The following is a 25,303-nucleotide window of genomic DNA, read 5'->3' as shown; positions in this document are numbered from 1 at the left end:
GCCGTCACGATGCTCGCGCTGCTTTCCTACGCCGCCCAGCTGGTCTTCCTGCTGGTGGTGCTCTATTTCGCGCTGTACGTGCTGCTCGAGCTGCGCGTCCTGCTGATTTCCCGCAAGGTCGAACGGCGCAAGCTGACCGACCTCGGGCAGCCCGTGCGGATCTCCGAAGACGGATTTCATCCGCGGGTCAGCGTGCTGCTGCCGATCTGCAACGAGTCCGAGGTGGTCGAGCGGCTGATCGACGCGGCCTGCCGACTGACCTATCCGCCGAACGAGATCGAGATCCTGGTGCTCGACGACTCGTCGGATGCGACGACGAAACTGGCACGCGCGAAAGTCGACCGCTACGCCGCCGACGGAATCAACATCCGGCTCGTCAAGCGCCAGTCGCGAACGGGCTACAAGGCCGGCAACCTGGTCAACGGCCTCCAGCAGTCGTCCGGCGAGTTCTTTGCGATCTTCGATGCGGATTTCGTGCCGCCCGCCGATTTCCTGCTGAAGACCATTCCGTGCTTCACCGACCCGAAGCTCGGCTTCCTTCAGACCGGCATTGGTTACGAGAATCGCGACGCGTCGTTCCTGACACGCTTCCAGGCCATGGAAATGGGCCACCAGCAATACGTGACGGTGGGGCTGAGTGAGGACGGCGACATGGCTTCGCTGAGCGGCAGCTCGTGTGTGTGGCGCAAGGAATGCGTCGATGCGCTGGGCGGCTGGAATGCGTCGACGGTCACCGAAGACGTGGACCTCGGCTATCGCGCGCAGTTCGGCGAATGGAAATACGCGTATCTGCGAGATGTCGTTTCCATGTCGGTGCTGCCGGAAACCATCAGCGCATTTCGCATTCAACGGGAGCGCTGGGGGCGCGGCCTGATCCACAGCGGGTTCAAGCATGTCGGGCAAATGCTGTCGCAAAGCATGCCCCTGATGAAGCGGATGCACGCGATCTCGGTGATGTTCTCGTCCGTGCTGCTGGCTTCGATCTATGTGCTGATCCTGCTCAGCCTGCCGTTGACCTGCCTGGTGCATTTCGACGGCGAGGGTATTCATCTCGGCGCATTCGCCTTTTTTGTACTGGTGGCAATCTGGGCCCTTGCGAATGCGTTCGGTTCGCGCAAGGGCGCGAGATTCGACGACCAGCCGAGTGTTCTGAAAACCGTATGGGATACCTATCTTTATATCGCGATGTTTTTGCCGATGGCCTGGTATTACTTCGCGGGAGGCGTGCGTGCGGTTTTCGGCGTGTATAGCGGCTTTCACCGCACGCCAAAAGGCAAGGAAGCCTATCGATCGACGATGCCGCGCATCAATGCGGTTCTGCTGGCCGGGGAAATCGCCACGTTCGCCTATTCACTCTTGACGATTTTGCTGGCGATTCAGAAGAAGAACTACGTTCTGATACCGCTCAATGTAACGGTTTGCGTCGGTTTCGGCATGGTTCTCTATTGGTCGTGGCAAGAGCGTCGTGCCCGTGGGCAATCGTGATTTCAGCGTGCGCGCAGTCGAATCAGTCCAGGTGTCGGGCAAGGATTGCCGATTCGTCAAGGGCGGCTTCCTTTCTGGCATGCGACCAATGTAAAGAAATTGTCGGCATCGGAGGAAGCACGGATATTTGCGCGATGAGGGAACACACAATGACAATCGATGCGGTACGACGAATTCCGCGGGCGGCCGATGCGCTGACCGGCCAGGCCAGCTCGTTTGGCCGGAGGGCGGTACATTCCGCTTTTTACCGATGACGCGGCCATCTGGTTTCGCTCGCTTCGCCGGTCTGGCGCCGATCTGACGGCGGCGCCTGACGACTTCCATACAGGGTCCAGCGGATCAAGCGAGTCGAAGGATCATCAAGATTTGCAAAGAACATTCGAGGAATTCTGTCCGTCCCGATTGGACGGGGCAGAATGCCATCAACAGTCTCTCGTCGAACCCGCCAAGTCGGAGGGACATGTCTGACAGATAGCCGGGAAATTTTAAGAATTGCTTGCAGGATTTCCGCATGCAGTCCGTCGTGCGGCGACGCGCGCATCGGCGATCTGCGCGATTAAAGCATCTTGAGAGCGGACCGGTGCCGGACGGCCAGCGGAACAGCCCGGCATTTTTTTCCGACATTTGCGGGTCGAGAATCGGTGTGCTGCCGGTACTCGAGGATTGCAGATAGCGCGAGTTTTTACCTTTGCATGGAGCGGGACCGGCCGGGCGCGCGCCCCATGTAAGCAGTTGTAACGTGTAAGGTATTACCCGAATATTAATATTGCTGTATGATCGCGTCGGCACGTTGTAAGCTCCCGGTCAGTTGTCTTTCGTGCCGCGCAAATTTCCATGTCGTGTCGGTCGCTGCATGGTCCGCATATTTTTTCGCAACCCTGATTCGGGCGGTCGCATGTCGTTGCGTCGACATGCCATACCAATGCGTTGCATGTTGCGGTCGTAGTCAAATCATACGAAATAATCAAACACATTAAATCGACGATGTTGTCCGCTGCTTGATCGGGATATCAGGCAGCGCTTGGCGCTTGGAGATCGATAACCAGACGAGCCGCTGAAAAAAATGTCCGTTTAAAACGATGAAAAACAGCAATATTCGCAACCGGGGAGGGCAGATGAGCGCAAACAGGCCACGCGCAATCGTGATAACCGGCAGTAGTGCCGGGCTTGGACGCGCGCTGGCATTGAGTTATGCCGCGCCCGATACCACGCTGGGGTTGATCGGCAGAAATTCCGCGCGGCTGGAATCCGTCGCTGCGGAGTGCCGTGCGCGTGGCGCCCACGTCGTGATCGGCTGCATGGACGTGCGCGATTCGGCCACCGTCCAGGACTGGATGATCGATTTCGATACGCGGCATCCGATCGAATTGATGATTGCGAATGCAGGCGTAGCCAGCACGCTGCAGTCCGCCGACGACTGGGAGCACATGGCGCGCACCGCCGACGTCGTCGATACCAACCTGTACGGCGCATTGCATGCGGTGCTGCCGGCCATCGACCGGATGCGCATGCGCCGGAACGGACAGATCGCGGTCGTCAGCTCGCTCGCCGCATTGCGGGGCATGGCCATCTCGCCCGCCTATTGCGCGAGCAAGGCGGCGCTGGTCGCCTACTGCGATTCCGTGCGCCCGATCCTCGCACGCGAGGGCATCGGCCTGTCGGTCGTGATGCCGGGTTTTGTCCGCACGGCGATGAGCGACGTCTTCCCGGGCAGCAAGCCGTTCATGTGGAGCGCGGACAAGGCTGCGGGATACATCAAGAAGCGCCTCGCGCGACGCCGCGTGGAAATCGCCTTTCCGTTCAGTCTTGCCTTCGGCATCAAGTTGCTGCGCCTGCTGCCGGCCACGCTGGCGGATGCCATTCTCGGTCGTCTGTCCTATCTCCCGCGCGGGAAGGCGTGACGTGTTGCCCGGATTCGCGTTCGCGGCTGTTGCAGCCGCACTCTCATTTCTCGTAGAGGCCATCGCGTATCCGCGCGCGTCGCTCGCCCGTTCCCCGGCGGCGATCGCACTGCATGTCTGCGCGTTCGCCATCGTGGCGGGCGCGACTTTCGCCGTGACGGCACGGCCGCTTTTCTCGGCGTCCGTCGCGCTCGTGCTGATCGCCTTGCTGGCGGTCATCAGCAACGCAAAATACGAATCCCTGCGCGAGCCCTTCGTCTTTACGGACCTGAGCCTGTTCAGCCAGGTCTTCGCTCATCCGCGTCTTTACCTGCCGTTCCTGAGTGCCGGCAAGGTGCTCGGCATCGTTGCCGCCGTGGCGGTCGCGACGGCCGGGTTTCTGCTCGAACAACCGGCCGGCACGCTGGCGCGTTGCGCCGCCGCACTGATCGCGGCCGCCTGCGTGCCGCTCTGTATCGCGCTGTCGCGTCGCATCCCGTTGACGCTCGATCCGATGGCGGACCAGCGCCGGACGGGTTTCTTCGCGGCATTCGTCGCTTACCTCGTCAACGGGCTGCGGCGCGCGGAACGCAATGCGTTCTTTCGCGCGGTCGACGCCGGGCCGTTCTCCGGCGGCCGTCCGGACAGCACACCGGACGTGATCGTCATCCAGAGCGAATCCTATTTCGACGCGCGGCGTCTCGGCACATGTGTGCTGTCGGCGCCGTATGCGAATCTCGACCGCGCACGCCGCGAGGCATTCGCACAGGGCAGCCTGGACGTTCCCGCCTGGGGCGCCAATACGATGCGCAGCGAATTCGCGATGCTGACGGGATTGCCGTCGGCGGCGCTCGGCTACTCGCGCTTTTATCCGTACATGTATGTGCGCCGCGCGTGCGCGTCGCTGGCGGGCTGGTTCAGGCGAGGCGGGTATCGCACGCTCGCGATTCATCCGTATCACGCCGATTTCTTCGGGCGCGACCGGGCATTCCGGTTCATGCATTTCGACCGCTTTCTGGATATTCGGGATTTCGGCGGTGCGGCGCGAATCGGGCCGTATATCGGCGACGGTCCGGTAGCCGATGCGATCATCGCGGCCCTCCAGGCGCGCGACGACAGGCCGGTATTCGCCTTCGCGATCACGATGGAAAACCACGGCCCGCTGCATCTGGAACCGGTGGGGCCGGGCGAATCCGCATCGCGGCATACGCTCGGCGACGACGCGCGCTGGCGCGACCTGACCGCCTATCTTCGACACGTCGAGCATGCCGACGGCATGATCGGCAAGCTGACTGATTATCTCCGCAAGCGGGAACGACCGACCGTGCTGTGCTTTTACGGCGATCACGTTCCTGCCTTGACTTCGGTGTTCGACGCGCTCGGAACCGAACCGACCAATAGCGATTACTTTATTTGGCGCAACTTCGCGAACGATTTCGGCGAGCAACGAAACGTTCGTGTCGAGAGTCTCGGTGCCGCGATACAGCGCGCGATGGTGCACGTCGATTGCACTCGCGCCGCGTCGCCGACCGGGATGCTGAAGACGCCGGCGTGATGATGGAAAAAAAAATTGCAATTATTGGGATAGCGTGCCGCTTTCCCGGTGGGGTTGAGGGACCCGACGATTTCTGGCAACTGCTGTGTGACGAACGCGATGCCGTGACGGCCATTCCGCCGGACCGTTTCGGTACGGCGTTCTACCAGCACCCGTCGAAGCGGGAGCCGGGGAAGAGCTACACGTTCGCAGCGGGCGTCGTCGATGACGTCGCGGGATTCGACGCCGAATTCTTCGGCATCTCGCCGCGCGAGGCAGCGCAAATGGATCCGCAGCAGCGGCTGCTGCTCGAGCTCGCGTGGGAGGCGTTCGAAGACGCCGGCGTGCGTCCGGCCGCGATGCGCGGGCGCGACTGCGGCGTGTTCGTCGGCGTGGCGGGCATGGATTACGGCAACCGCAATATGGACGACATGAACACGATCGATCCGTATTCGGCAACCGGCAACACGCTCAGCATCGCGTCGAACCGCGTGTCCTACGTGTTCGATCTGCGCGGCCCGAGCATGTCGGTCGACACCGCTTGCTCGTCTTCGCTCGTCGCGCTGCATCAGGCGGTCCGGGCGCTGGCGTCCGGCGAAACCGCGATGGCGCTGGCCGGCGGCGTGAACCTGCTGCTGCATCCGTTCGGATTCGTCAGTTTCTCGAAGGCGTCGATGTTGTCGCCGCGCGGCCGCTGCCGCGCGTTCGACGCGACCGGCGACGGCTACGTGCGGGCCGAAGGCGGTGCGTTCGTGCTGCTCAAGCCGCTCGACCAAGCGCTGGCCGATGGCGACACGATCCACGCGGTCATCGCCGGATCTGGCGTGAATTCGGATGGCCATTCGCACGGCGGCATCAACGTGCCGGCCGCTGCGACGCAGGCGGACCTGCTGCGCACCGTGTACCGGCGAGCGGGCATCGACCCGCGCACGCTCGCGTATCTCGAGGCACACGGAACGGGCACCGCGGTCGGCGATCCGATCGAGGCGCGTGCGTTGATCGATGCGGTGTCGGGCGGCCGGCCCGCATCCGATCCGCTGCTGATCGGTTCGGTCAAGACCAATATCGGACACCTCGAAACGGCGTCGGGCATGGCGGGCCTGCTGAAGGCGGTGCTGTGCCTGAAGCACCGCGCGGTGCCGCGTTCGCTGCATTTCGACACGCCGAACCCGGGCATCGATTTCGACGGCGGCCGCCTGCGCGTGGTCGATCGCTTCACGCCGCTCGAGCGCGGCGATGCACCGCTGACGATCGGCATCAACTCGTTCGGCTTTGGCGGCACGAATGCGCACGTCGTCATCACCGAGGTGGCGGTACCGGCGCCAGCCGCGCAGTCGACCGTAAAGATCGATGCGCCGTTGCCGCCGCTCGTCCTGACCGCACGCTCACCCGCCGCGCTGGAAGCCGTCGCCGCGCGCCATCTCGCACGCCTGCAAGCGGGTGCCGACTGGGCCGCACTCGCGGCCGCCGCCGCACGGCGTCGCCAGTGGCTCGAGCATCGCGCGGTCGTCGCACCGGCCGACCAGGCCGAAGGGCGCGCCGCGCTCGCTGCACTTGCGGAGCCGTCGGAGCGTGGGCTGCCGGCGTGCGCCGTGCAGGGGCACGCCGTCGAAGGCGATGCGCCGGTTGCGTTCGTCTACGCGGGCAACGGCTGTCAATGGGCCGGGATGGGCAAGCGGCTCTATGCCGAGGATGCGGTGTTTCGCGCGGCGCTCGACGAAGTCGATGCGCTCTGGCGTGCGGACGGCAACGCGTCGCTCGTCGAAGTCATGTGCGAAGGTGTCGACGCCGAATGGCTCGCCGCGACCGAGAACGCGCAGCCGCTGCTGTTCGCGATGCAGGTCGGTATCACGCATGTGCTGACCGCGCGCGGCATCCGCTTCGACGCGGCGGTCGGCCACAGCGTCGGCGAGATCGCTGCGGCCTGGGCGTCGGGCGCGCTCACGCTCGCCGAGGCCGTGCGCGTGATCCGGATTCGCAGCGGTGCCCAGGGCCTGACGCGTGGCGCGGGCAGGATGGCGGCGGCCGGCGTCGGCGAAGCCGCGGCGCGCGACTGGATCGCGCGTCTCGATCTCGCCGCGGCGATTGAAATCGCGGGCACCAACAGCCCCGACTCGGTGACGCTCGCAGGTTCGCAAGCCGCGCTCGAAGCGTTCGGCGCGGCGCTCGCGGACGCAGGCCATTTCTACCAGATGCTCGACCTCGACTACGCGTTCCACAGCAGCCGCATGGACGCGATCGAGCCGGTCGTGCGCGACGGGCTGGCCGATCTCGCGCCGCGCGAGACGCATACGCGATTCGTGTCGACGGTGACGGGCGACGTGCTGCCGGGCACCGCGCTCGATGCGGGCTACTGGTGGCGCAACATTCGCGAGCCGGTCCGGTTCGGCGACGCAATTTCCCGCCTGGCCGACGATCGCGTGCGCGTGTTCGTCGAGATCGCGCCGCACTCGATCTTGCGTACCTACGTGAAGCAGACGCTTGCGGCGCGCGTTGCGCCGGGCATCGTCGTGCCGACGCTCAAGCGCCAGCACGATAGCGCGGAGATACTCGCCCATTCGATCCTGTCGGCGGTTGCGCAAGGCGCGCGCGTCGATCTCGACCGCTTCGTGCCCGATGTGCCGCACGCCGCGGCAGCGCTGCCGACTTATCCGTGGCAGCGCGAGCGCTACTGGCTCGTGCCGAGCGTCGAGGGCTACGGGCTCGTGAACCGGCGCGTCGATCATCCGCTGCTCGGTTATCGCCTGCACGAGCATGCGTTCGCGTGGGAGAACCAGCTCGATCCGCAGCGCGTGCCGATGCTCGCCGACCACGTCGTCGACGGCGGTGTCGCGTTCCCCGGTGCCGGTTATGTCGAAATGGCGCTCGCGGCGGCGCGCACGTTCTTCGGCACGCCGGATGCTGCCATCGAGAACGTCGAGATCCGCATGCCGGTCGTGTTCCAGCCGCAGCACGCGAAGCTGTTCCGGCTCGCGATCGACGTGCGCACGGCGTCGTTTACGATCGAGACGCGCGACCGGATGACGGACGGCCCGTGGAACCTGAACGTGACGGGGCGCCTGCTCGAAAGCGGCAATACGCTCGACGCGGACAGCACGCCGGATGCGTCCGTCATCGCCCGCCTGCAGTCGTGTCCGGCGCTGTCCGGCGCCGCGCTGTATGCGGGTACGGCGGCAATCGGTCTGAGCTACGGACCGGCGTTCCGGTGGGTTCGGTCGCTGTGCGTGTCGGGCGACGACGCGCTTGCCGAGCTCGATGTGCCGTCGGTCCTGGCCGATGCGCGTGCGCGGTCGGACTATCTGCTGCATCCCGCGCTGATGGACAGCGGTTTCCATCCGCTGTTCGCGGTGCTGGGGCAGGCCGGTGCCGCGCCGGACGATGCGCATGCGGCGTTCGTTCCGGTCCAGATCGGCCGTGTCGATTTCCTGAGCGGCGAATCGATTCGTCGCGTGCTGGCGCGCATTCACCGCCGCAGCCCGCATTCGATCGTCGCGTCGTTCGAATTCATCGATACCAACGGCGGGATCGTCGCGCGCCTTTCCGCGTGCCGCTTCCGTCGCGTCGATCTCGCCGGGCGCCGTCACGGCGCGCCGGCGCGCTTTGCCTACGTGCTCGAAGCGCGGCCGCTGCCGGCCGGTTACACGGCGGCCGCGCTGCCGCAGCCGGGCGCGCTCGTCGAGCGTGCGAACGCGCGGGTCGCGGCGCGTGAGGACCGCGCGCGCCGCACGCAGCACCTGACCGAAATGCTGCCGCTGCTCGACGTGCTTGCCGGTCTGCATGCGCTCGATGCACTGGATGCGCTCGGCATCTTCGCCCAGCCGGCGCTCCCGACGGACACGCACCCGCGGCTGGTCGCGCGACTGGCGGAGATCGTCGTCGAGGACGGGCTGGCCCGTTTCGAAGGCGATCGTCTGGTTCGCGATGACGCAGCCTGCGCGGCAATGCCTGCGCGTGACGCGCTGTGGCGCGACGTGCTGGCGGCATCGCCGGCTCATGTCGCGGAACTGACGTTGCTGGCACACGTCGGCGCGGCGCTGCCGCGCGTGCTGCGCGACGCGTCGCCCGAGGGGGCGCTGCTGTCGTCGACCGGTCGCAGTCTGGTCGAACAGTTCTTCGATGCATCGCCGACCTGGGCGCATGCGCGCGCGCTGCTCGCCGCCTGCGTGACGCAGGCTGTCGCGGCGTGGCCGGACGCCCGCCGCTTGCGGGTACTGGAGATCGGTGCCGCGAGCGGCGACGTGCTGCAACCGCTCGACGTGGGTGTGCCGGCCGGTCGCTGCGAATACCTGCTGGCGGGTACGCAGCAGCAGCTCGCCGGGTTCGATGCTGAAGCGCACCCGCATGTGCGGACGCTGGTGTTCGCGACCGACGCGCCGCTGTTCTCGCAATGCCACGATACGACGCCGTTCGACGTCGTGATCGTCAACCGGATGCTGGGCGATCACCCGGATCCGCTCGCCGCGCTGACGGCGATCGCCGAACGGCTCGCACCGGGCGGGCTCGTCGTCGTCGCCGATGCGCGACGCAGCCGGTTCTCCGACATCGTGTTCGGCACGGCCGGTGGCGAAGTTGCCGCCGGCGCGTACGGCGCGCTGGCGCCCGCCGCGATCGAGTCGATGTGCGAACGTGCCGGACTGGTCGACGTGGTGCGTGATACCGAACAAGGCCTCGATCTCGAGGGCATGCCGACGTTCGTCGTCGCGCGCAAGCCGGTTGCCGACGAGCAGACGGCCGACGCATCGCGGGACGAGGATCGCGTGCGTTGCATGGCGGAGCGTGACGGCGCGCAGTGGCTGATCGTGCGGGACGATGACGACGCGCTCGGCATCGCCCTGGCGGGCGAGCTCGAGCGGCTGGGTTGCCGCGTCGAGTCGGCAGCGGCGCGAGACGCCGCGGCATGGTCGGCACGGCAGCCGGCCGAGCATCCGGCGCATGTCGTGTTCGTCGCGCCGCTTGCATCGCTCGACGCGGCCGACGGTGCGGCCGTGATGCGCGCCCAGCACGGCGGCGCGCTCGCACTGGCATCGCTCGTGCGCGATCTCGACGCGGCCGGCGCGACGGAGCGCGGCCGACTGTGCGTCGTGACGCGCGGCGGTGCGCCGTTTGCCGCCGGTACGTCGTCACATCCCGAACAGGGAACGGTGTGGGGCCTCGGCCGCGTGATGGCGAACGAGTATCCGACGCTGCCGATCCGCTTGATCGACGTCGATCAGGCCGTCGAGCAACCGGCGCAGCAGCTTGCGATCGCGCTGCTCGGCGACGACGGCGAGGAAGAAGTGCTGCTCGCGCCGCGGGGTCGCTACGTGCCACGCATGCTGCCGGCCGCGCAGGCGGACGAGCGTGGCAATCCGCTGTCGACCGCATCGGACCGCCCGGGCGCACGGCTTGCATTCGACATGCCGGGTTCGTTGCGCAACCTCGAATGGTTCGCGATGCCGGCACGCGATCTTGCCCCCGGCGACGTCGAGATCGAGCCGGTGGCGACCGGGCTCAATTTCCGCGACGTGATGTACGCGATGGGGCTGCTGTCCGACGAAGCCGTCGAGACGGGCTTCGCGGGCGCGACGATCGGCATGGAAATGTCGGGACGCGTCATCCGGGTCGGCGCGGACGTCGACGGCTTCGCACCGGGCGACGCGGTGCTGGGTTTCGCGCCGGCATCGTTCGCGACGCGCGTGGTCACGCGCGCAACCGCGATCGCACGCAAGCCCGGCACGATGTCGTTCGAGGAGGCCGCCACGGTCCCGACGACGTTCTTCACCGCGTACTACGCACTGTGCGAACTGGCGCGACTGCGACGCGGCGAGCGCGTGCTCGTGCACGGCGGCGCGGGCGGGGTCGGCATCGCGGCGATCCAGATCGCGCGCCATCTTGGCGCGGAAGTCTTCGCCACGGCCGGCAGCGACGAGAAGCGCGAGTTCATTCGCCTGCTCGGCGTCGACCGCGTGTTCGATTCGCGCAGCCTCGCGTTCGCCGACGAGATCCTTGCGCGCACGCACGGCGAAGGCGTCGACATCGTGCTCAATTCGCTCGCGGGCGAAGCAATGGTGCGCAGCATCGATACGCTGCGTCCGTTCGGCCGTTTCCTCGAACTCGGCAAGCGCGACTTCTACGAGAACAGCCAGATCGGCCTGCGGCCGTTCCGCAACAACATCAGCTATTTCGGCATCGACGCCGATCAGCTGATGGGTGTGCTGCCGTCGCTGACGACACGACTGTTCGAGGAAGTGATGGGCCTGTTCTCGGACGGCGTGCTGCATCCGTTGCCGTACCGCGCGTTCCCGGCCGCGCGTGCGGAGGAAGCGTTCCGCTACATGCAGCAGGCGCGCCAGATCGGCAAGGTGCTGGTCACCTATCCGTCGGGCACGCCGGTACCGACGCGCGGCGTCGCGGTGCCGACGCTGCGGCTCGACCCGCAGGCGGCGTACCTGATCGTCGGCGGCACCGGCGGGCTGGGCTTCGCGACCGCACGCTGGATGATCGAGCGCGGCGCGCGGCACCTGACGCTCGCGAGTCGCGGCGGCGCACTGGGCGCCGCGATGCAGGCGGAAGCCGATCGCTGGCGCGACGCGCTCGGTGCGGACGTGTCGGTCGCGCGATGCGACGTGACCGACGGCACGGCACTCGACGGCCTCATCGACGCGATCGAGCGTCGCGGGACGCCGCTCAAGGGGGTGCTGCATTCGGCGATGCAGATCGACGACGGGCTGCTGCGCAACGTCGACGACGCGCGCTTCGCGGCCGTGCTCGAACCGAAGGTGGCGGGCGCGTGGAACCTGCATCGCGCGACGCGGCGTTGCGCGCTCGATTTCTTCGTCGTGTATTCGTCGGCGACGACCTTTCTCGGCAACCCGGGGCAGGGTGCGTATGTCGCCGCCAACGGCTTCCTCGAGGCGCTGGTCGCGCATCGTCGCGCGGCCGGCCAGCCGGCCATGTTCATGGCGTGGGGGCCGATCGAGGATGTCGGCTTCCTGGCCCGCAACGCCGGTACGCGCGAGGCGTTGCAGTCGCGGATCGGCGGTGCGTCGATCACGTCGGACGAGGCGATGGCCGCGCTCGAACATGCGCTTGCCCGAGGGGCTGCCGGCGAAGCCGTCGTGCGCCTGGACTGGGATGCGATCTCGCGCGGCATGCCGGCTGCGCACGCGCGGCGTTACGCGGCGTTGCAGACGGGTGGGGCGGCCGAGACGGCGAGCGAGGACCGCGTGTTGCTGGAGCAATTGCGTGCATTGCCGCCTGCCGATGCCGTCGCGCTCGTCGAGACGGCGCTGCGCGGCCAGATCGCGCGGATTCTGCACATGTCGCCGGAGCGCGTCGATGCCGGCCGGTCGGTCCTCGATCTCGGAATGGACTCGCTGATGGGCATGGAACTCGGCATGGCCGTCGAGGAGACCTTCGGCGTCAAGCTGTCGATCATGGCGATCGCGGAAGGCGCGACGGTGCATACGCTGGCCGGGCGCATCGTCGAGTTGCTCGATGCGCGCAGCGGCGACGAGAAGGCTGCGGTGGCGGACGAACTGGCGGAAGCGCTGGTCGCGCGGCATGCGTTGGGCGCCGAGGCGCGGGCGACACTCGCACGTCATCAGGATCACGAAAACCAGGGGGCAGCAACATGCAAGTCGATGCCGGTACATGCCGGGTGAAAGCGCCGCAGGGGTGGCAGGCCAGCGAAGGGACGGTCGCCCGGCCGGTGACGATGACCGGACATGGTCTGCACACCGGGCGCCGGGTCCAGGTGCGGATCCTGCCCGCGATGCCGTCGGACCAGCGGCACGGGATCGTGTTTCGCCGCATGCGCGGCGAGCATGAAGTGGGGATGCTTGCCGCCGGCCCGGCGGTGCGTCGCGCGCAGCCGCTCTGCACGATGCTGCGTGCCGACGACGGCATGGGCGTGCGTACGGTCGAGCACCTGCTCGCGTCGCTGCTGACCTGCGAGATCGATCATGCAATCGTCGAACTCGATGCGGAAGAGGTGCCGATTCTCGACGGTAGCGCACGCCCGTGGATCGATGCGATCACGGCCGGCGGCCGTGCCGAATGGCAGCGTTCGAAGCGCTTTCTCCGGGTGCTGAAGGCGGTGAGCGTGGCCGACGGCGAGGGCGCGTCACGGCGCACATTGCGCGTCGAGCCCGCGGAGCGATACGAATTCAGCGTGCGCGACGATCTCAAGGGGTTCGGCGACATGCAGTGGGACGGCGAGCTCACGCCGGGGACGTTTGCCAGCGAGATTTCGTCGTCGCGGTCGTACGGGCGGATCAAGTGGGCCGTGCCGGCAATCGCGGTCGGCTACCTGACGGGCACGCCGATCCTGCGCGGCGCGCGGCCGTCGTGCACGGCGTCGATCATCGGCAATCACGTGATCGGCGGACTGCGCGCGCCCGACGAATTCGTGCGTCACCGCGTGCTCGATCTCGTCGGCGACCTTGCGCTCGCGGGCTCGCCGCTGCTCGGGCGCGTCACCGCGCATCGCCCCACCCACGAAATGAACTACAGACTTCTCAGCGCGTTGCTCGGTACGCCCGACGCGTACGAATGGGTCGACGTGTCCGCGTAACGCGGACGCAACGGACGGACTGCCCGGAACCAAACACATGGCACTCGGAGAACACCTTCGCCAGCAACTGGCGGCGAAAGCCCTGCAACGGCAACTGGAGCGCGCGACGCAAGCCGCCGCGGCGCCCGGCGTGCCTGCTGCGCCGGCGGCCCAGGCCGCATCGGCGCGCAGCCGTTTCGAATCGATGCCGCAGTATCAGCAGGTCAGGATCATGCGCGAGATGGGCGAGAAGCTGCGCGTCGACTCACCGTTCTTTCGCGTGCACGAGGGTGTTGCCGGCGCGACCACGCAGATCGGCGGTCGCGAATACGTGAACTTCGCGAACTACAACTACCTCGGTCTCGCCGGCGATCCGGCCGTATCCGAACGTGCGAAGGCCGCGATCGACCGTTATGGCACGTCGGCGTCCGCGAGCCGGATGGTCGCGGGCGAGCGTCCGGTGCAGCGCGATCTCGAGCGCGCGCTGGCCGCGTTCTACGAGACCGACGATTGCGTCGCGTTCGTGAGCGGCCACGCGACCAACGTGACCGTGATCGGCGCGCTGTTCGGCCCCGGCGATTTGATCGTCCACGATGCGCTCGCGCACAACAGCATCGTGCAGGGCGCGCAGCTGAGCGGTGCGAAGCGGCTGAGCTTCGCACACAACGACTGGCAGGCGCTCGACGAACTGCTGTCGCGTGTGCGGCGCGAATACCGGCACGTGCTGATCGCGATCGAAGGGCTGTACAGCATGGATGGCGATTTCCCGGACCTGCAGCGCTTCGTCGACGTGAAGACGCGCCACGGCGCGTTCCTGCTGGTCGACGAAGCGCATTCGCTCGGCGTGCTCGGCGCGACGGGCAAGGGCATCCGCGAACATTGCGCGGTCGCGCCCGACCAGGTCGACATGTGGATGGGCACGATGAGCAAGACGCTGGCCGGTTGCGGCGGTTTCATCGCCGGCTGCCAGCCGCTCGTGGACATGCTGCGCCATCTGGCGCCGGGTTTTCTCTATAGCGTCGGACTCGCGCCGACGCTCGCCGAAGCGTCGCTGGCCGCGCTCGAACGCCTGCAGGCCGAACCGGAGCGGGTGGCGCAATTGCAGGCGCGCGGGCGGCAGTTCCTGACCGAGGCGCGCGCCGCGGGCCTGAACACCGGCACGAGCGCCGGGTATGCGGTCGTGCCGGTGATCACCGGAAGTTCGCTGAAGGCCGCGCAGTGGGCGAACGCAATGTTCGACGAAGGGATCAACGTGCAGCCGATCTTCTATCCGGCTGTCGAGGAGAAGGCCGCGCGCCTGCGCTTCTTCATCTGTTCGACGCACGAGCCCGAGCAGATCAGCCGGACCGTCACCGAGCTGGCCCGTCTGGCGGGGCGGGCAGGATGATGCCCGCCGCGGCACTCGCGCCATCCTTCGACGTGCCGCAGGCCGGTGCGTCGACGCCGTTTCGCGCCGCATGCGCGGACGATGCGGCGGCATGCGCGCCGCTCGTGTTCGCATCCGGTGTCGGCGAATTCGGGTTCTTCCTCGGTGAAAGCGACGCGCGCTGCATTGCGTTCCTGCAACAGGCGTTCCGGTCGCGTCACGGTCGGTTCTCGTGGCGCCGGCATCGGGTCGCGGTCGGTGCCGACGGCACGGTGCATGCCGTGATGGCCATCCACGACGGGCGCCGGACGATGTTCGACGACGTTCACATCGTGTGGGCCCTGGCGCGCTTTTTCGGCGTGCGCCGCACGATCGGCCAGCTGCTGCGCGGGCTGGTGCTCGAAACGGAGATTCCGGCGCCGAGGCGTGCGCAGATCCTCGTCGCGCATTGCGCGACGGACGAGGCGCGACGCGGCACGGGCATCTTCACCGCACTGTTGCGTGACGCGCTCGAGACCGGTGCGTTGCCGGACCACGGCAGCCGCGACATCGTGCTCGACGTACTGACCCGGAACGTGCGGGCCCGCGAACTGTACGAGCGGCTCGGCTTCGCCGCGCTGACCCGGTCGCGTCAGCGCTCGCGCCGGCTGCCCGCCGAACTCGATTCCGTACGCATGCGGCTCGTGCGCGGCGGCTGACGGCGCGAGCGCCTTCGCGGCCTACCTGTGCCGCGGATGGAACGGCCGTTGCTGCACGTCGGCGCCATGCGCGACGATCGCCATGCTTTCGGGCACTTCCTCCCATGCCCCGCGCAAGTCAACGAGCGGCTCCGACACGACCATGAATGCGTCGTCGCCCGCTTCGGCGATGCGCGGATTGTGCGGATAGAGTTCGTGCAGATGCTTGAACGACGTGCTGTGGAACAGCGAGCGCGATTGCCGTTCGCTCGAGTAGCGCACCGCGATGATCCGATCACCGTCCGTCGCGCAGATCGTCATGTTGAGCGGCTCGGCGACACGATATCGCGCCGCGGTTTCCTCGACCATGCCGACCATCCGCTCGAGCGCCGGCAGCGGCATCTGCTCGAGGCCATAGGTCAGCGCGAGACGGAACATCAGCTCGGAGTCGGTCGTCCCTTCGAGCGTCGGGAACAGGGCCGGGTCGACCTTCATGGTCAGGTCGCGGCGCATCTTGTGGAAATCGCGGATCAGCCCGTTGTGTGCGAAGAGCCAGCGGCCATGGCGGAACGGGTGGCAGTTGGTTTCCTGGACGGGCGTATCGGTCGCCGCGCGGATGTGCGCGATGAACATCCGCGAGCGAATCGCGCGCGCGGCTTCGCGCAGGTTGCGGTCGTTCCATGCGGGATGCACGGAGCGATAGCGGAACGGCAGTTCTTCGGGGCGGCCATACCAGCCGATCCCGAACCCGTCGCCGTTGGTGGTCGTGGCGCCCAGTTCCGAATGCAGGCTCTGGTCGATCAGCGAATGCTTCGCGCGAAACAGTACGGTCTCGAGATGGATCGGATTACCCGTATAGGCGAGCCAGCGGCACATGGAGCGCTCCTTCGCGATGAATCTTCTCGCGCATGGTAGCCGACTTCCCGGCGCCGGCGTGCGCGACCGCGGCGCGTGCGCCGGCTGGCCGGCGGTGCCGGTGATCGTCAGTGAAGGATGCGGCGGACGCCGCATCCTTCATGCGCGCGTCACTCGCCGAGCGCGTCCATCACGCGGGCCGAATAGACGAGCGCCGCGCCCGCATTCAGCGCGATCGCGACGCCGAGCGCTTCGGCCACTTCCTCCTTGGTCGCGCCATGCTTGGCGGCTTCGGCCGTGTGCACCGCGATACAGCCGTCGCAGCGCGTCGTGACGGCCACCGCGAGCGCGATCAGTTCGCGCGTCTTCGCGTCGAGATGGCCCGTCTTGGCACCGGCGCCGGCCAGCGCCTGGTAACCGGCCAGCGTGTCGGGCGACAGCTTGGCGATTTCGCCGATGCGCGTCGAGAGTTCCTTCCGGTATTCGTTCCAGTTCAGCATGATGCGTCCTTTCGAGAAGAGGTGGGTCGGGCGGCGGATGCCGCGATCTCGGGCGATGCAGGACTTATTCTGAGCGTTCGCGCTGAGGGTTTCGATACGCTAGAGTGTCAATTTTTAGTGCAAACGTCTCATGGACGCATTGAGTCAACTGTTGTCGCTGGGCCGCAGCCATGTCGAGCTCGACGTGCGCTGCCTGCTCGACGGCCCGTTCGCGATGCCGCACGATCCATTGCCGCCCGGCGAGGCGGCGTTTCACCTGCTGCTGTCCGGAACGTGCCGGCTGCGCACGGCCGACGGGCGCACGCTGCGGCTGGCCGATGGCGACTTCGTGCTGCTGCCGGCGGGCGACGCGCACGATTTGTCCGATGTCGAAGGGGGCGGCGCGCGGTTGGTCGCGTCGTTGCGTGAACCGGGCACGGCCGGCGGCGCGGCGCTGCCGGTCAAGTCGAATCGCGATCCCGTGGCCGCGGCCGATGCAAGCGTCGACCTGCTCTGCGGGCGCTTCATTTATGCACGCGGTGCCGGTGAATTGCTGATGCGTACGTTACCGCGCGTGCTGCACGTCGGGCTGCGCGAGGCGTCGGGGCCCGCGTCGCTGCAACTGTTGACGAGCGTGCTGCGCGCCGAGGCATCGAATGCGCAGCCGGGTGCGCGCGCGATCGTGAACGCGCTCGGACAGGCGCTGCTCGCCTACGCGTTGCGCGCGTACGGCCGCGATGCGCGCGTGCCGGCCGGCTGGCTCGCGCTGGCTGCCGATGCGCGGCTCGGCCCGTCGGTCCAGGCCGTGTTGCAGGCGCCGGCACAACCGTGGACGGTCGAATCGCTCGGCGCGGCATCCGCGATGTCGCGCGCGACCTATGCGCGGCATTTCCGAGAGAAGGCCGGGATGAGCGTCGGCGCGTTCGTCGCGCAGATCCGGATGATGCATGCATGCGCGCTGCTGCAGGACACGCAGCGCGGCCAGGCGGAGATCGGGCAGGCGGTCGGTTACCAGTCCGAGGCGGCGTTCGGCAAGGCGTTTCGCGCGGTGCTCGGCACGACGCCGGGACGCTGGCGGCGCGCGCAGCGGGGCACGTAAGACTGGCGGCGCGATCGTCGTGTGGTGCGGCAGCCGTCGTTCGCGTTCGTCGCGGCGTCGGGCCGCCCGTATCGCGCCCATCCGCATGCACCGGCGTACCACAGCTTTCGGTCCGATCGACTTCGTCGAAATCGGCGCGAGCATCATCGAGACGCCAAGTGCAACACTGCAGGACGCAGACGCAAAAAAGCCTCCGCTTGGGAGGCTGTAATTGCACTATCAAAGATAGTTGGTAGGGTGGGAGGGACTCGAACCCTCGACTCTCTGATTAAAAGTCAGATACTCTAACCAACTGAGTTACCACCCCACGTTCTTGAAAACCTGTTAGTCCGTTGCGCTAACAACTCTCGCAGCGACCTAAAGAGCAAAAGATTATAGCGACGGGTTGTGAGCCTGTCAACAACCCGGCACGATAATTTACTTGATGCTCTCGATCTTGCCCTGCGCCGTCTGCGCAGCGTTCGATCCGGCGTACTGCGACACGACCTGCTCGAACGTTTTCTTCGCGGCCGCCTTCTGGCCTTGCTCGAGCTGGTTCGTCCCGATCGCGACGAGCGCGTCGGCCGCGCGCGGATGCTGCGGATACTTGCTCACGATCGCTTGCCAGGTCGCGGTCGAGCCGCGGTAGTCGCGCAGCGCGTATTGCGCATTGCCGAGCCAGTACTGCGCGGTCGGCTGGTACGGGCTCTGCGGATACTTCGCGATGAAGCTGCGAAACGAGGCCGCGGCAGCCTTGAAGTTGCCGTTGCGGAATTGCTGCTGCGCCGCGTTGAGCGTATCCGTTTCACCCGGCTGCACGGTGCCTTCGACACCATCGATCGTCGCCTGTTGCGGCTCGAACTTCTTGAGCCGCGTGTCGAGATCCTGGTAGTACTCCTTCTGCTGCCGTTCGAGCGTCGTCAGCCGGTTCGTCAGGTCCTCGTTCTCGCCGCGCAGTGTCGCGACCTGCTGGTTCAACTGGTCGATACGGCCGGATTGATCGAGGATCGTACGCTGGGCGGCCGACAACTGGCTGGACAGATTGTCGCTCTTGCTGCGCAGATCGAGCACGGCGCGGCGCGCCTCGTTGTCGTCGAACATGCCGGCGTGCGCCGGCGCGGCCGACCACGCCGCGCCGACGACGCAGAATGCTGCGGCTAAGCGCAGCCAGGATTCACGGTGCGTCATACGGCAATTCTTCCGTTACTTACTGTTGGTAGACGAGGTCGGCGCGACGGTTCTGCGCCCACGATGCTTCGTCGTGACCCGATGCTTGCGGCTTTTCCTTGCCGAGGCTCACGGCTTCCATCTGCGAGTCGTTCACGCCGAGCAGTGCCATCGCACGGCGGACTGCTTCCGCACGCTTCTGGCCCAGCGCGAGGTTGTACTCGCTCGTGCCGCGCTCGTCGGTGTTGCCCTGGATCAGCACGTGACGCTGCGGGTGGCTCTTCAGGTACTGAGCGTGTTGCTGCATCAGCGGCTGGTACTCGTCCTTCACCGAATAGCTGTCGAAATCGAAGTAGATGCTGCGCTTCGCGAGCGGGCTGTTCGGGTCGTTCAGCGGATCGACGTTCACTTGCGCGACGTTGTCGGCGCTCGGCTGCGTGCTGACCGCACCGCCGGCATTCGCCTTGTCGTCGAGCTTCACGCCCGACTTGCACGCTGCCAGCGCGCTGATCATCATCACGGCCAGGGCCAGACGAGCCTTGTTCGACATCATGGTTACTCTCCTTGTGGTCATTGCATGAAGGGTCCCCACGACGGCTCACGAACCGAGCCGCCCTGGACGGACAGGATCTGCGGCGGCGCACTGCCGTCGGAAGGCACAGCAGCCAGCACGTTGCGTCCACCCGACTGGGTAGCGTACAGAAGGTACTGACCGTTTGCCGCGAAGCTCGGCGATTCGTCGCGATTCGTATTGGTGATGGCGTTCGCCGCGCCAGATTGCAGATCCTGAACGTACAGCTTGAACCCCCCACCCGTGCGGGAGATGTAGGCGAGCAGCTTGCCGTCCGGGCTGACGCGCGGGCTGGTGTTGTAGCTGCCGGTGAAGGTCACGCGTTGTGCCGAGCCGGCGCTTTCGCCTTGCGCGGGCATCCGGTAGATCTGCGGCGCGCCGCCGCGATCGCTCGTGAAATAGATCCAGCGGCCGTCCGGCGAGTAGAACGGCTCGGTATCGATCGAGCTGCTCTGCGTGAGCCGGCGCAGACCGCCGCCGTTTGCATTGACCGTATAGATTTGCGTATTGCCCGTCAGCGACAGTGCAACGGCCAGCGTGTTGCTGTCCGGTGACCACGCCGGCGCGCTGTTGTTGCCCTTCTGGTCCGAGACCATGTAGCGGCGGCCGGTCGGCAGGTCATGGATGTAGACGATCGGCTTCTTGCGCTCGAACGACACGTACGCGACCTTCGTCCCGCTCGGCGACCACGCCGGCGAGATGATCGGCTCGGTGCTCGACAGCGCGATGCGCGCGTTCTGGCCGTCCGAATCCGAGATCTGCAACTGGTAGCGGTTGCCCGTCTTGATCACGTACGACAGGCGCGTGGCGAACACGCCGCGCACGCCGAGCAGCTTCTGGTAGATGTAGTCGGCGATCTTGTGGCCGGCCGTACGCAGCGTGTTGTCGGTCGCCGTCAGCGACAGGCCGCCGAGGCTTTGCTGCTTCACGGTGTCGTACAGGATGAAGTTCACCTTGTACTGGCCGTTGGCTTCGCGGTTCACGCTGCCGGCGACGAACGCGTTCGCGCCCTTGGCCTTCCATGCGCCGAGATCGACCGATGCGGTTTCGGGCACGGGCGTGCTGCCCGCATCGATATTGGTGAATTTGCCGCTACGGGCGAGGTCGGCGCGGACGATCGACGTGACCTGTTGCGGCAGGCCTGCCTCGTTCGCGAAGTTCGCGGTGGCGATGGGGAACTGGGTCGAACCGACGCCGGTGATTACCACGTTGACCTGCGCGTTAGCGGCGCCGCCGGCCGCAATCAGACACGAGGCCACGAGTGCCCTGAAACCTAGTTTCGTCATCAAACTCATGCTTCTTGCTTCCCATGTGACTTGGATCGCTGCGCAACCGCAGAGACAGTAAAAATACCCGATTCGTTCCCGTCCGGCAGCGACGCACGGAGTGTAAGCGCATTTGCGCTCACTCCGCCGCCTTGAAGGTAATCGTAATGTCGGACGGGGTACGGCCGTTAGAATCGGGCGGCAATGGGACCGACGCCTGGATCGCATTGACCACGGCTTGATCCCACCCCGAATTTCCGCTCGAACGGCGGATCGAAACGCTCATCACGTCGCCCGACGGCGTGCAGCGGATCGCGACGACGGTCGTCAGACCCGCGCGCTCACCACCCCAGACGATATTCGGCTTCACGCGGCGACGCACCTTGTCCGGATAGCCGGGCGATGCGGCGTTGCCGCCGGAGCCCGTGCCGGTGCCGCTTTTCGCGAGACCCTCGCCGCCGCCTTCGCCGGCGCCGGACATGCCCTGCATCTGCGCGAGGCGCGCGCTGCGCTCACGGTCGAGCTTCGCGTTCGCCGCCGCGTCGGCCTTCGCGCGCGCCGTCGCTTCAGCCTTCGCCTTGGCCTGGGCTTCCGCCTTCGCCTTCGCGGCCGCGTCGGCCTTGGCCTTCGCCGCCTGCTGCGCTTCCAGCTGCGCCTGCTTCTGTTGCTGCAGTTTCTGCTGCTGGAGTTTCTGCTGTTCGAGCTTCTGTTGCTCCACGAGCTGTTGTTGCTTGAGCTTGTCCACCTGTTTCTGCTTTTCGCGCTCGGCGGCCTTCTGCGCGGCGAGCGCGGCCGCCTGCTGGGCCGCGAGCTGCTCGCGCCGGGTTTCGACTTGCTGGGCCTTCAGTTGCTGCGCGCGGCGCTGCTGCTCGAGCAGCGCTTCGCGCGCGGCCGCTTCCTGCTGCCGTTTCTTCTGCTGCAACGCGATGTCCGCCTGCTCGTCCCGGACCGGGGGAGGGGGCGGGGCGAGCTTCGCGGGCGGCGTGGGCGTGACGACGGGCCGCGGCGCGGGGACCTCGGGTACCTCGGTCCACAGCTCGGCTTCGGCGCCGGCCGGCGTGCTGTTCTGCCACTGCACGCCGTGATAGAGGAACAGCGCGAGCAGCACGTGCATCAGCGCGGCCAGCGCGAACGCGCGCCAGGTGCCGCGCTCGCGAGGGGGCTGAGACGGGTAGGCGTTGCCGCGCGTGGATTGCTGCCGGTTCATTGCGATTTGACGAGGAGGCCGACGCGCTTGACGCCGCGCGCCTTCAGGTCCGACATCACGGTCATGACTGCATCGTACTGCACGGTCTTGTCGGCCGCGATCACGACCGGCTGGTCGGGGTGATCGGCCTGCCGGGCCGAGATGAAGCCGTCGAGCTCGGCCTTGGTCATCGTGTCTTCCTGCGTCGCGCCGGAGTCGCCCTTGTACTTGACGCTCATCGTGCGGTCGGCCTTGATGTTGACGACGACGGGCGGCGTCTGTTCCTGGGGCGCTGCATTGCCGACGGTCGGCAGATTGATGATCGACGGGGCGACGAGCGGTGCCGTGACCATGAAGATCACGAGCAGCACCAGCATCACGTCGATGTACGGCACGACGTTGATGTCGGCCATCGCGCGGCGCGAGCGGCCGCCGCGCATGCTGGATCGAATGGGACTTCCTGCCATGGCGCGCTCCTTACTGGGCCTGACGCTGCAGGATGTTCGAGAACTCTTCGATGAAGGTCTCGAAGCGGATCGCGAGGCGGTCGATGTCGTGCGCGTAGCGGTTGTACGCGACCACCGCCGGAATCGCGGCGAACAGGCCGATAGCGGTGGCGACGAGCGCCTCGGCGATGCCCGGAGCGACGTTCGCGAGCGTTGCCTGCTGCACGTTCGCAAGGCCGCGGAACGAGTTCATGATCCCCCAGACGGTGCCGAACAGACCGATGTACGGGCTGACCGAGCCGACCGACGCGAGGAACGCGAGGTTCGCCTCGAGCACGTCCATTTCGCGCTGGAACGACGCGCGCATCGCGCGACGCGCCCCGTCGAGCACGAGGCCCGGGTCGCTGATGCGCTTCTCCTTCGCCTTCAGGAATTCACGCATCCCCGATTCGAAGATCCGCTCGAGCGCGCCGATCGTATGACGGTTGTTGGCCGCGCTCTGATACAGCGCCTGCAGGTCGCCGCCCGACCAGAAATCCCTTTCGAAGCGTTCGGTCTGCGCGCGCGCGCGGCGGATCGCGAACCACTTGCGGAAGATGAAGGTCCACGACATCAGCGACAGCAGCAGCAACAGCCCCATTACGGCCTGGGCCAGCACGCTCGCGTTGAGGACGAGGGAAATGATCGACAGGTCTTGAGAAGTAGTCATAGAGGTTTGAGTAACGTCCCTTCGGGGGCGCCCGGCGAGGGGCGCCCGGCGAGAGCGCACGGTATGCGTGCGGCGCGGCGCGCCGGCCAGGCCTGGCGCCGAACCTTGCTTAGTATCGATTCAGGAAGGCAAGTTCATAGGCTTTGTCTAAACGGTGCTCATCCGAGCTTCGTTGACAATACAGTCTGCCCGGCGTCGATGACGGGCCCGCGTTGCAGCGCGTCAAGCACGACCGGCGGGATCGACGCGGGCCGGATGCCGATGTGGTCGACGCAGCCGAGGCGGATGTGGCCGGCGACGAGCAGCGTGTCGCCACGCCAGGCTTCCTGCGTGAATTCCACCGATGCGCGGCCGATGCGTCCGGGCCGGCTCGTGATCGTCAGCGCGTCGTCGAGTCGCGCCGGCGCGCGGTAGTCGAGCGACGTGCTGCGGACGATGAAGATCGCGCCCGTGTCGTCGGCGAGCCGACGCTGGTCGATGCCGCACGCGCGCAGCCATTCGGTGCGGGCGCGCTCGAAGAATTTCAGGTAGTTGGCATAGAAGACGATGCCGCCTGCGTCGGTGTCCTCGTAGTACACGCGTACCGGCCAGGTAAAGCCGGAGGGCGCGTCCGGGGAGCGGGTAGGCTGAGTCATGGCGCGCATTTTACCGGAAGGCCGAGGCCGGATTCGTAACCGATTCGTAACGGAATGTAGTACGCCGTAGCACGCCGCGGGCCGGCCGGAGGCGGGCCCGCGGCTGCGGCTGCCGTGTCAGCCGCGATGGATCGTGAGGCCGGCCGGGGCCTGGGCGACCGGCATCATCTCGATCGTGTTGATGTTGACGTGCGCGGGGCGCGTCGCGATCCAGTAGATCGTGTCGGCGATGTCCTCGGCCGTGAGCGGCTGGACGTTCTGGTAGACGTTCGCTGCCTTCGCATCGTCGCCGCGGAAGCGGACGTTCGAGAATTCCGTGCCGCCGCACAGGCCCGGCTCGATGTCGGTGACGCGCAACGGCGTGCCGATCAAGTCGGCGCGCAGGTTCAGACTGAATTGTCTGACAAAAGCCTTGGTTGCACCGTATACGTTCCCGCCCGGATACGGATAGGTGCCGGCCACCGAACCGAGGTTGAAGATATGGCCACGGCCGCGCGCGATCATTCCGGGCAGCAACGCGTGCGTGACGGTCACGAGGCCCGAGCAGTTCGTGTCGATCATGTTCTGCCACTCGTCGAGGCTGGCCTTGTGGGCTGGCTCGACACCGAGCGCGAGGCCGGCGTTGTTGACGAGCACGTCGAGCGCCGCGAATTCGGCGGGAAGGGCGGCCGGCACGGCTTCGACGGCGGCGCGGTCGCGCACGTCGAGCTCGAGCGGCAGCAGTGCGTCGCCGAGTTCGGCCGCGAGCGCATCGAGACGATCCTTGCGGCGCGCGGTTGCGACGACGCGATGGCCGCCCTTGACGAAGGCTCGGGCGATGGCGGCGCCGAAGCCGGCGGACGCGCCTGTGACGAACACGATCATTGCTGCTCCTGGTCGGTAACAAAGTAGCGGATGGTATCCCGCAAGCCTACTGAGATTGCCGCATCGCGGCAAGGCGCCAAAGCGCGTCGGCACGGGCGGATAGAGTCTGGCCCTTATTGTTTCGGGGCCGCTGCCGCGCGGTTGCCTATTCATGACGCATCCAATACACTAACGCGCTCATCCCCCCTGCGTGACTGGCGATAGAACCCTTCGGGTTCAAGGTGGAGCATCCCACCGTGAAGCGCGGGGCGCCGTTTTTGCCGTTCGCCTGGGCAGCCGTTGTGCGCCGTTGCGTGCATCGCCGGTGGCTGTCCTGTCTCGCGTCATACGGATTCATCCGCCACGTCGAGCTGGTTCCGCCAGCAGCGCAATGTACTCGGCCGCCCCGGTCAACCTGTACACACTTAACGGAAACCGTATGTTTGACAGAGCCCAAAGCACCATCGCGAACGTCGATCCCGAAATCTTTGCAGCGATCGAGCAGGAAAACCGCCGCCAGGAAGATCACATCGAGCTGATCGCGTCGGAAAACTACACGAGCCCGGCCGTGATGGCCGCACAGGGTTCGCAGCT

18 protein-coding genes, 1 tRNA gene, 1 pseudogene and 1 riboswitch are annotated in these 25,303 nt (G+C 66.6%); of the genes and pseudogenes, 9 read left to right on the top strand and 11 right to left on the bottom strand.

The genetic code is table 11. The annotated features are described in order from the left end of the window. The first annotated feature begins 9 nt into the window (after positions 1-9). The 7 genes from DIE06_RS17370 to DIE06_RS17340 all read left to right on the top strand — a co-directional run bounded on the left by DIE06_RS17370 (position 10) and on the right by DIE06_RS17340 (position 15,496). Positions 10-1,485: a glycosyltransferase gene (locus tag DIE06_RS17370; protein ID WP_124662462.1), complete on the top strand. Its 1,476-nt coding sequence runs from the start codon at positions 10-12 to the stop codon at positions 1,483-1,485. Between the two features lie 1,115 nt (positions 1,486-2,600). Continuing rightward, on the top strand, positions 2,601-3,386 hold the full coding sequence (locus DIE06_RS17365; protein ID WP_124662553.1) for an SDR family oxidoreductase: 786 nt from the start codon (positions 2,601-2,603) through the stop codon (positions 3,384-3,386). 1 nt (position 3,387) lies between these two features. Next, entirely contained in the window at positions 3,388-4,920 is a 1,533-nt protein-coding gene (locus tag DIE06_RS17360) for an LTA synthase family protein (protein WP_260433638.1), read from the top strand. Positions 4,921-4,922: 2 nt separating this feature from the next. Next, the gene (locus tag DIE06_RS17355) at positions 4,923-12,542 is read left to right on the top strand and encodes a type I polyketide synthase (protein WP_124662552.1); all 7,620 of its coding nucleotides are present in this window, start codon (positions 4,923-4,925) and stop codon (positions 12,540-12,542) included. After that, on the top strand, positions 12,539-13,453 hold the full coding sequence (locus DIE06_RS17350; protein WP_124662551.1) for a UDP-3-O-acyl N-acetylglycosamine deacetylase: 915 nt from the start codon (positions 12,539-12,541) through the stop codon (positions 13,451-13,453). Before DIE06_RS17355 ends, DIE06_RS17350 begins: the two co-directional genes overlap by 4 nt. Before the next feature lie 37 nt (positions 13,454-13,490). Beyond that, positions 13,491-14,819, top strand: a complete 1,329-nt coding sequence (locus tag DIE06_RS17345) for an aminotransferase class I/II-fold pyridoxal phosphate-dependent enzyme (RefSeq protein WP_124662460.1) — start codon at positions 13,491-13,493, stop codon at positions 14,817-14,819. After that, positions 14,816-15,496, top strand: coding sequence for an N-acetyltransferase (locus DIE06_RS17340; RefSeq protein WP_124662459.1), 681 nt, complete (start codon positions 14,816-14,818; stop codon positions 15,494-15,496). Before DIE06_RS17345 ends, DIE06_RS17340 begins: the two co-directional genes overlap by 4 nt. A 21-nt stretch (positions 15,497-15,517) precedes the next feature. Here DIE06_RS17340 and DIE06_RS17335 read toward each other — a convergent pair whose 3' ends face one another. After that, a complete protein-coding gene (locus DIE06_RS17335) occupies positions 15,518-16,351 on the bottom strand; it encodes a class II glutamine amidotransferase (protein WP_124662458.1) in 834 nt (277 codons plus the stop codon). Positions 16,352-16,500: 149 nt separating this feature from the next. Beyond that, positions 16,501-16,830, bottom strand: coding sequence for a carboxymuconolactone decarboxylase family protein (locus DIE06_RS17330; protein ID WP_124662457.1), 330 nt, complete (start codon positions 16,828-16,830; stop codon positions 16,501-16,503). 130 nt (positions 16,831-16,960) lie between these two features. Here DIE06_RS17330 and DIE06_RS17325 point away from each other — a divergent pair, with 130 nt between their 5' ends. After that, a complete protein-coding gene (locus tag DIE06_RS17325) occupies positions 16,961-17,908 on the top strand; it encodes an AraC family transcriptional regulator (RefSeq protein ID WP_124662456.1) in 948 nt (315 codons plus the stop codon). A 230-nt stretch (positions 17,909-18,138) separates the two neighbouring features. Here the strand turns inward: DIE06_RS17325 and DIE06_RS17320 are convergent. The 9 genes from DIE06_RS17320 to DIE06_RS17280 form a co-directional block, all read right to left on the bottom strand. Then, positions 18,139-18,215, bottom strand: a tRNA-Lys gene (locus DIE06_RS17320). A gap of 110 nt (positions 18,216-18,325) precedes the next feature. Continuing rightward, on the bottom strand, positions 18,326-19,075 hold the full coding sequence (gene ybgF, locus DIE06_RS17315) for a tol-pal system protein YbgF (RefSeq protein ID WP_124662455.1): 750 nt from the start codon (positions 19,073-19,075) through the stop codon (positions 18,326-18,328). Positions 19,076-19,094: 19 nt separating this feature from the next. After that, positions 19,095-19,607: a peptidoglycan-associated lipoprotein Pal gene (gene pal / locus DIE06_RS17310; RefSeq protein ID WP_043189435.1), complete on the bottom strand. Its 513-nt coding sequence runs from the start codon at positions 19,605-19,607 to the stop codon at positions 19,095-19,097. A gap of 17 nt (positions 19,608-19,624) precedes the next feature. Continuing rightward, on the bottom strand, positions 19,625-20,920 hold the full coding sequence (gene tolB, locus DIE06_RS17305) for a Tol-Pal system beta propeller repeat protein TolB (RefSeq protein WP_124662454.1): 1,296 nt from the start codon (positions 20,918-20,920) through the stop codon (positions 19,625-19,627). Positions 20,921-21,029: 109 nt separating this feature from the next. Beyond that, the gene (tolA, locus tag DIE06_RS17300; protein ID WP_124662453.1) at positions 21,030-22,097 is read right to left on the bottom strand and encodes a cell envelope integrity protein TolA; all 1,068 of its coding nucleotides are present in this window, start codon (positions 22,095-22,097) and stop codon (positions 21,030-21,032) included. Then, positions 22,094-22,543 (bottom strand): protein TolR, encoded by a 450-nt coding sequence (gene tolR, locus DIE06_RS17295; protein WP_034182823.1) that lies wholly within the window; start codon positions 22,541-22,543, stop codon positions 22,094-22,096. The genes tolA and tolR overlap by 4 nt, the downstream gene beginning before the upstream one ends. 10 nt (positions 22,544-22,553) lie before the next feature. Continuing rightward, positions 22,554-23,231, bottom strand: coding sequence for a protein TolQ (gene tolQ, locus DIE06_RS17290; RefSeq protein ID WP_124662452.1), 678 nt, complete (start codon positions 23,229-23,231; stop codon positions 22,554-22,556). Between the two features lie 158 nt (positions 23,232-23,389). Further along, entirely contained in the window at positions 23,390-23,875 is a 486-nt protein-coding gene (ybgC, locus tag DIE06_RS17285) for a tol-pal system-associated acyl-CoA thioesterase (RefSeq protein ID WP_124662451.1), read from the bottom strand. Positions 23,876-23,983: 108 nt separating this feature from the next. Then, positions 23,984-24,730, bottom strand: a complete 747-nt coding sequence (locus DIE06_RS17280) for an SDR family NAD(P)-dependent oxidoreductase (RefSeq protein ID WP_124662450.1) — start codon at positions 24,728-24,730, stop codon at positions 23,984-23,986. A 180-nt stretch (positions 24,731-24,910) separates the two neighbouring features. Next, positions 24,911-25,011, top strand: a riboswitch (ZMP/ZTP riboswitch). Between the two features lie 137 nt (positions 25,012-25,148). Here DIE06_RS17280 and glyA point away from each other — a divergent pair. Beyond that, positions 25,149-25,303: pseudogene (gene glyA, locus DIE06_RS17270) on the top strand (serine hydroxymethyltransferase); the annotation flags it as partial.

This window comes from Burkholderia sp. Bp8998 (genome assembly GCF_003854235.1).
Classification (GTDB): Bacteria; Pseudomonadota; Gammaproteobacteria; order Burkholderiales; family Burkholderiaceae; genus Burkholderia.
This window is presented reverse-complemented; position numbering and strand designations above follow the sequence as displayed.

Coding starts and splice junctions, on each gene's coding strand:
- DIE06_RS17370 (WP_124662462.1), top strand. CDS start 10: ATGCTCGCGCTGCTTTCCTACGCCGCCCAGCTGGTCTTCCTGCTGGTG.
- DIE06_RS17365 (WP_124662553.1), top strand. CDS start 2,601: ATGAGCGCAAACAGGCCACGCGCAATCGTGATAACCGGCAGTAGTGCC.
- DIE06_RS17355 (WP_124662552.1), top strand. CDS start 4,923: ATGGAAAAAAAAATTGCAATTATTGGGATAGCGTGCCGCTTTCCCGGT.
- DIE06_RS17345 (WP_124662460.1), top strand. CDS start 13,491: ATGGCACTCGGAGAACACCTTCGCCAGCAACTGGCGGCGAAAGCCCTG.
- DIE06_RS17340 (WP_124662459.1), top strand. CDS start 14,816: ATGATGCCCGCCGCGGCACTCGCGCCATCCTTCGACGTGCCGCAGGCC.
- DIE06_RS17335 (WP_124662458.1), bottom strand. CDS start 16,351: ATGTGCCGCTGGCTCGCCTATACGGGTAATCCGATCCATCTCGAGACC.
- DIE06_RS17330 (WP_124662457.1), bottom strand. CDS start 16,830: ATGCTGAACTGGAACGAATACCGGAAGGAACTCTCGACGCGCATCGGC.
- DIE06_RS17325 (WP_124662456.1), top strand. CDS start 16,961: ATGGACGCATTGAGTCAACTGTTGTCGCTGGGCCGCAGCCATGTCGAG.
- ybgF (WP_124662455.1), bottom strand. CDS start 19,075: ATGACGCACCGTGAATCCTGGCTGCGCTTAGCCGCAGCATTCTGCGTC.
- pal (WP_043189435.1), bottom strand. CDS start 19,607: ATGATGTCGAACAAGGCTCGTCTGGCCCTGGCCGTGATGATGATCAGC.
- tolB (WP_124662454.1), bottom strand. CDS start 20,920: ATGAGTTTGATGACGAAACTAGGTTTCAGGGCACTCGTGGCCTCGTGT.
- tolA (WP_124662453.1), bottom strand. CDS start 22,097: ATGAACCGGCAGCAATCCACGCGCGGCAACGCCTACCCGTCTCAGCCC.
- tolR (WP_034182823.1), bottom strand. CDS start 22,543: ATGGCAGGAAGTCCCATTCGATCCAGCATGCGCGGCGGCCGCTCGCGC.
- tolQ (WP_124662452.1), bottom strand. CDS start 23,231: ATGACTACTTCTCAAGACCTGTCGATCATTTCCCTCGTCCTCAACGCG.
- ybgC (WP_124662451.1), bottom strand. CDS start 23,875: ATGCGCGCCATGACTCAGCCTACCCGCTCCCCGGACGCGCCCTCCGGC.
- DIE06_RS17280 (WP_124662450.1), bottom strand. CDS start 24,730: ATGATCGTGTTCGTCACAGGCGCGTCCGCCGGCTTCGGCGCCGCCATC.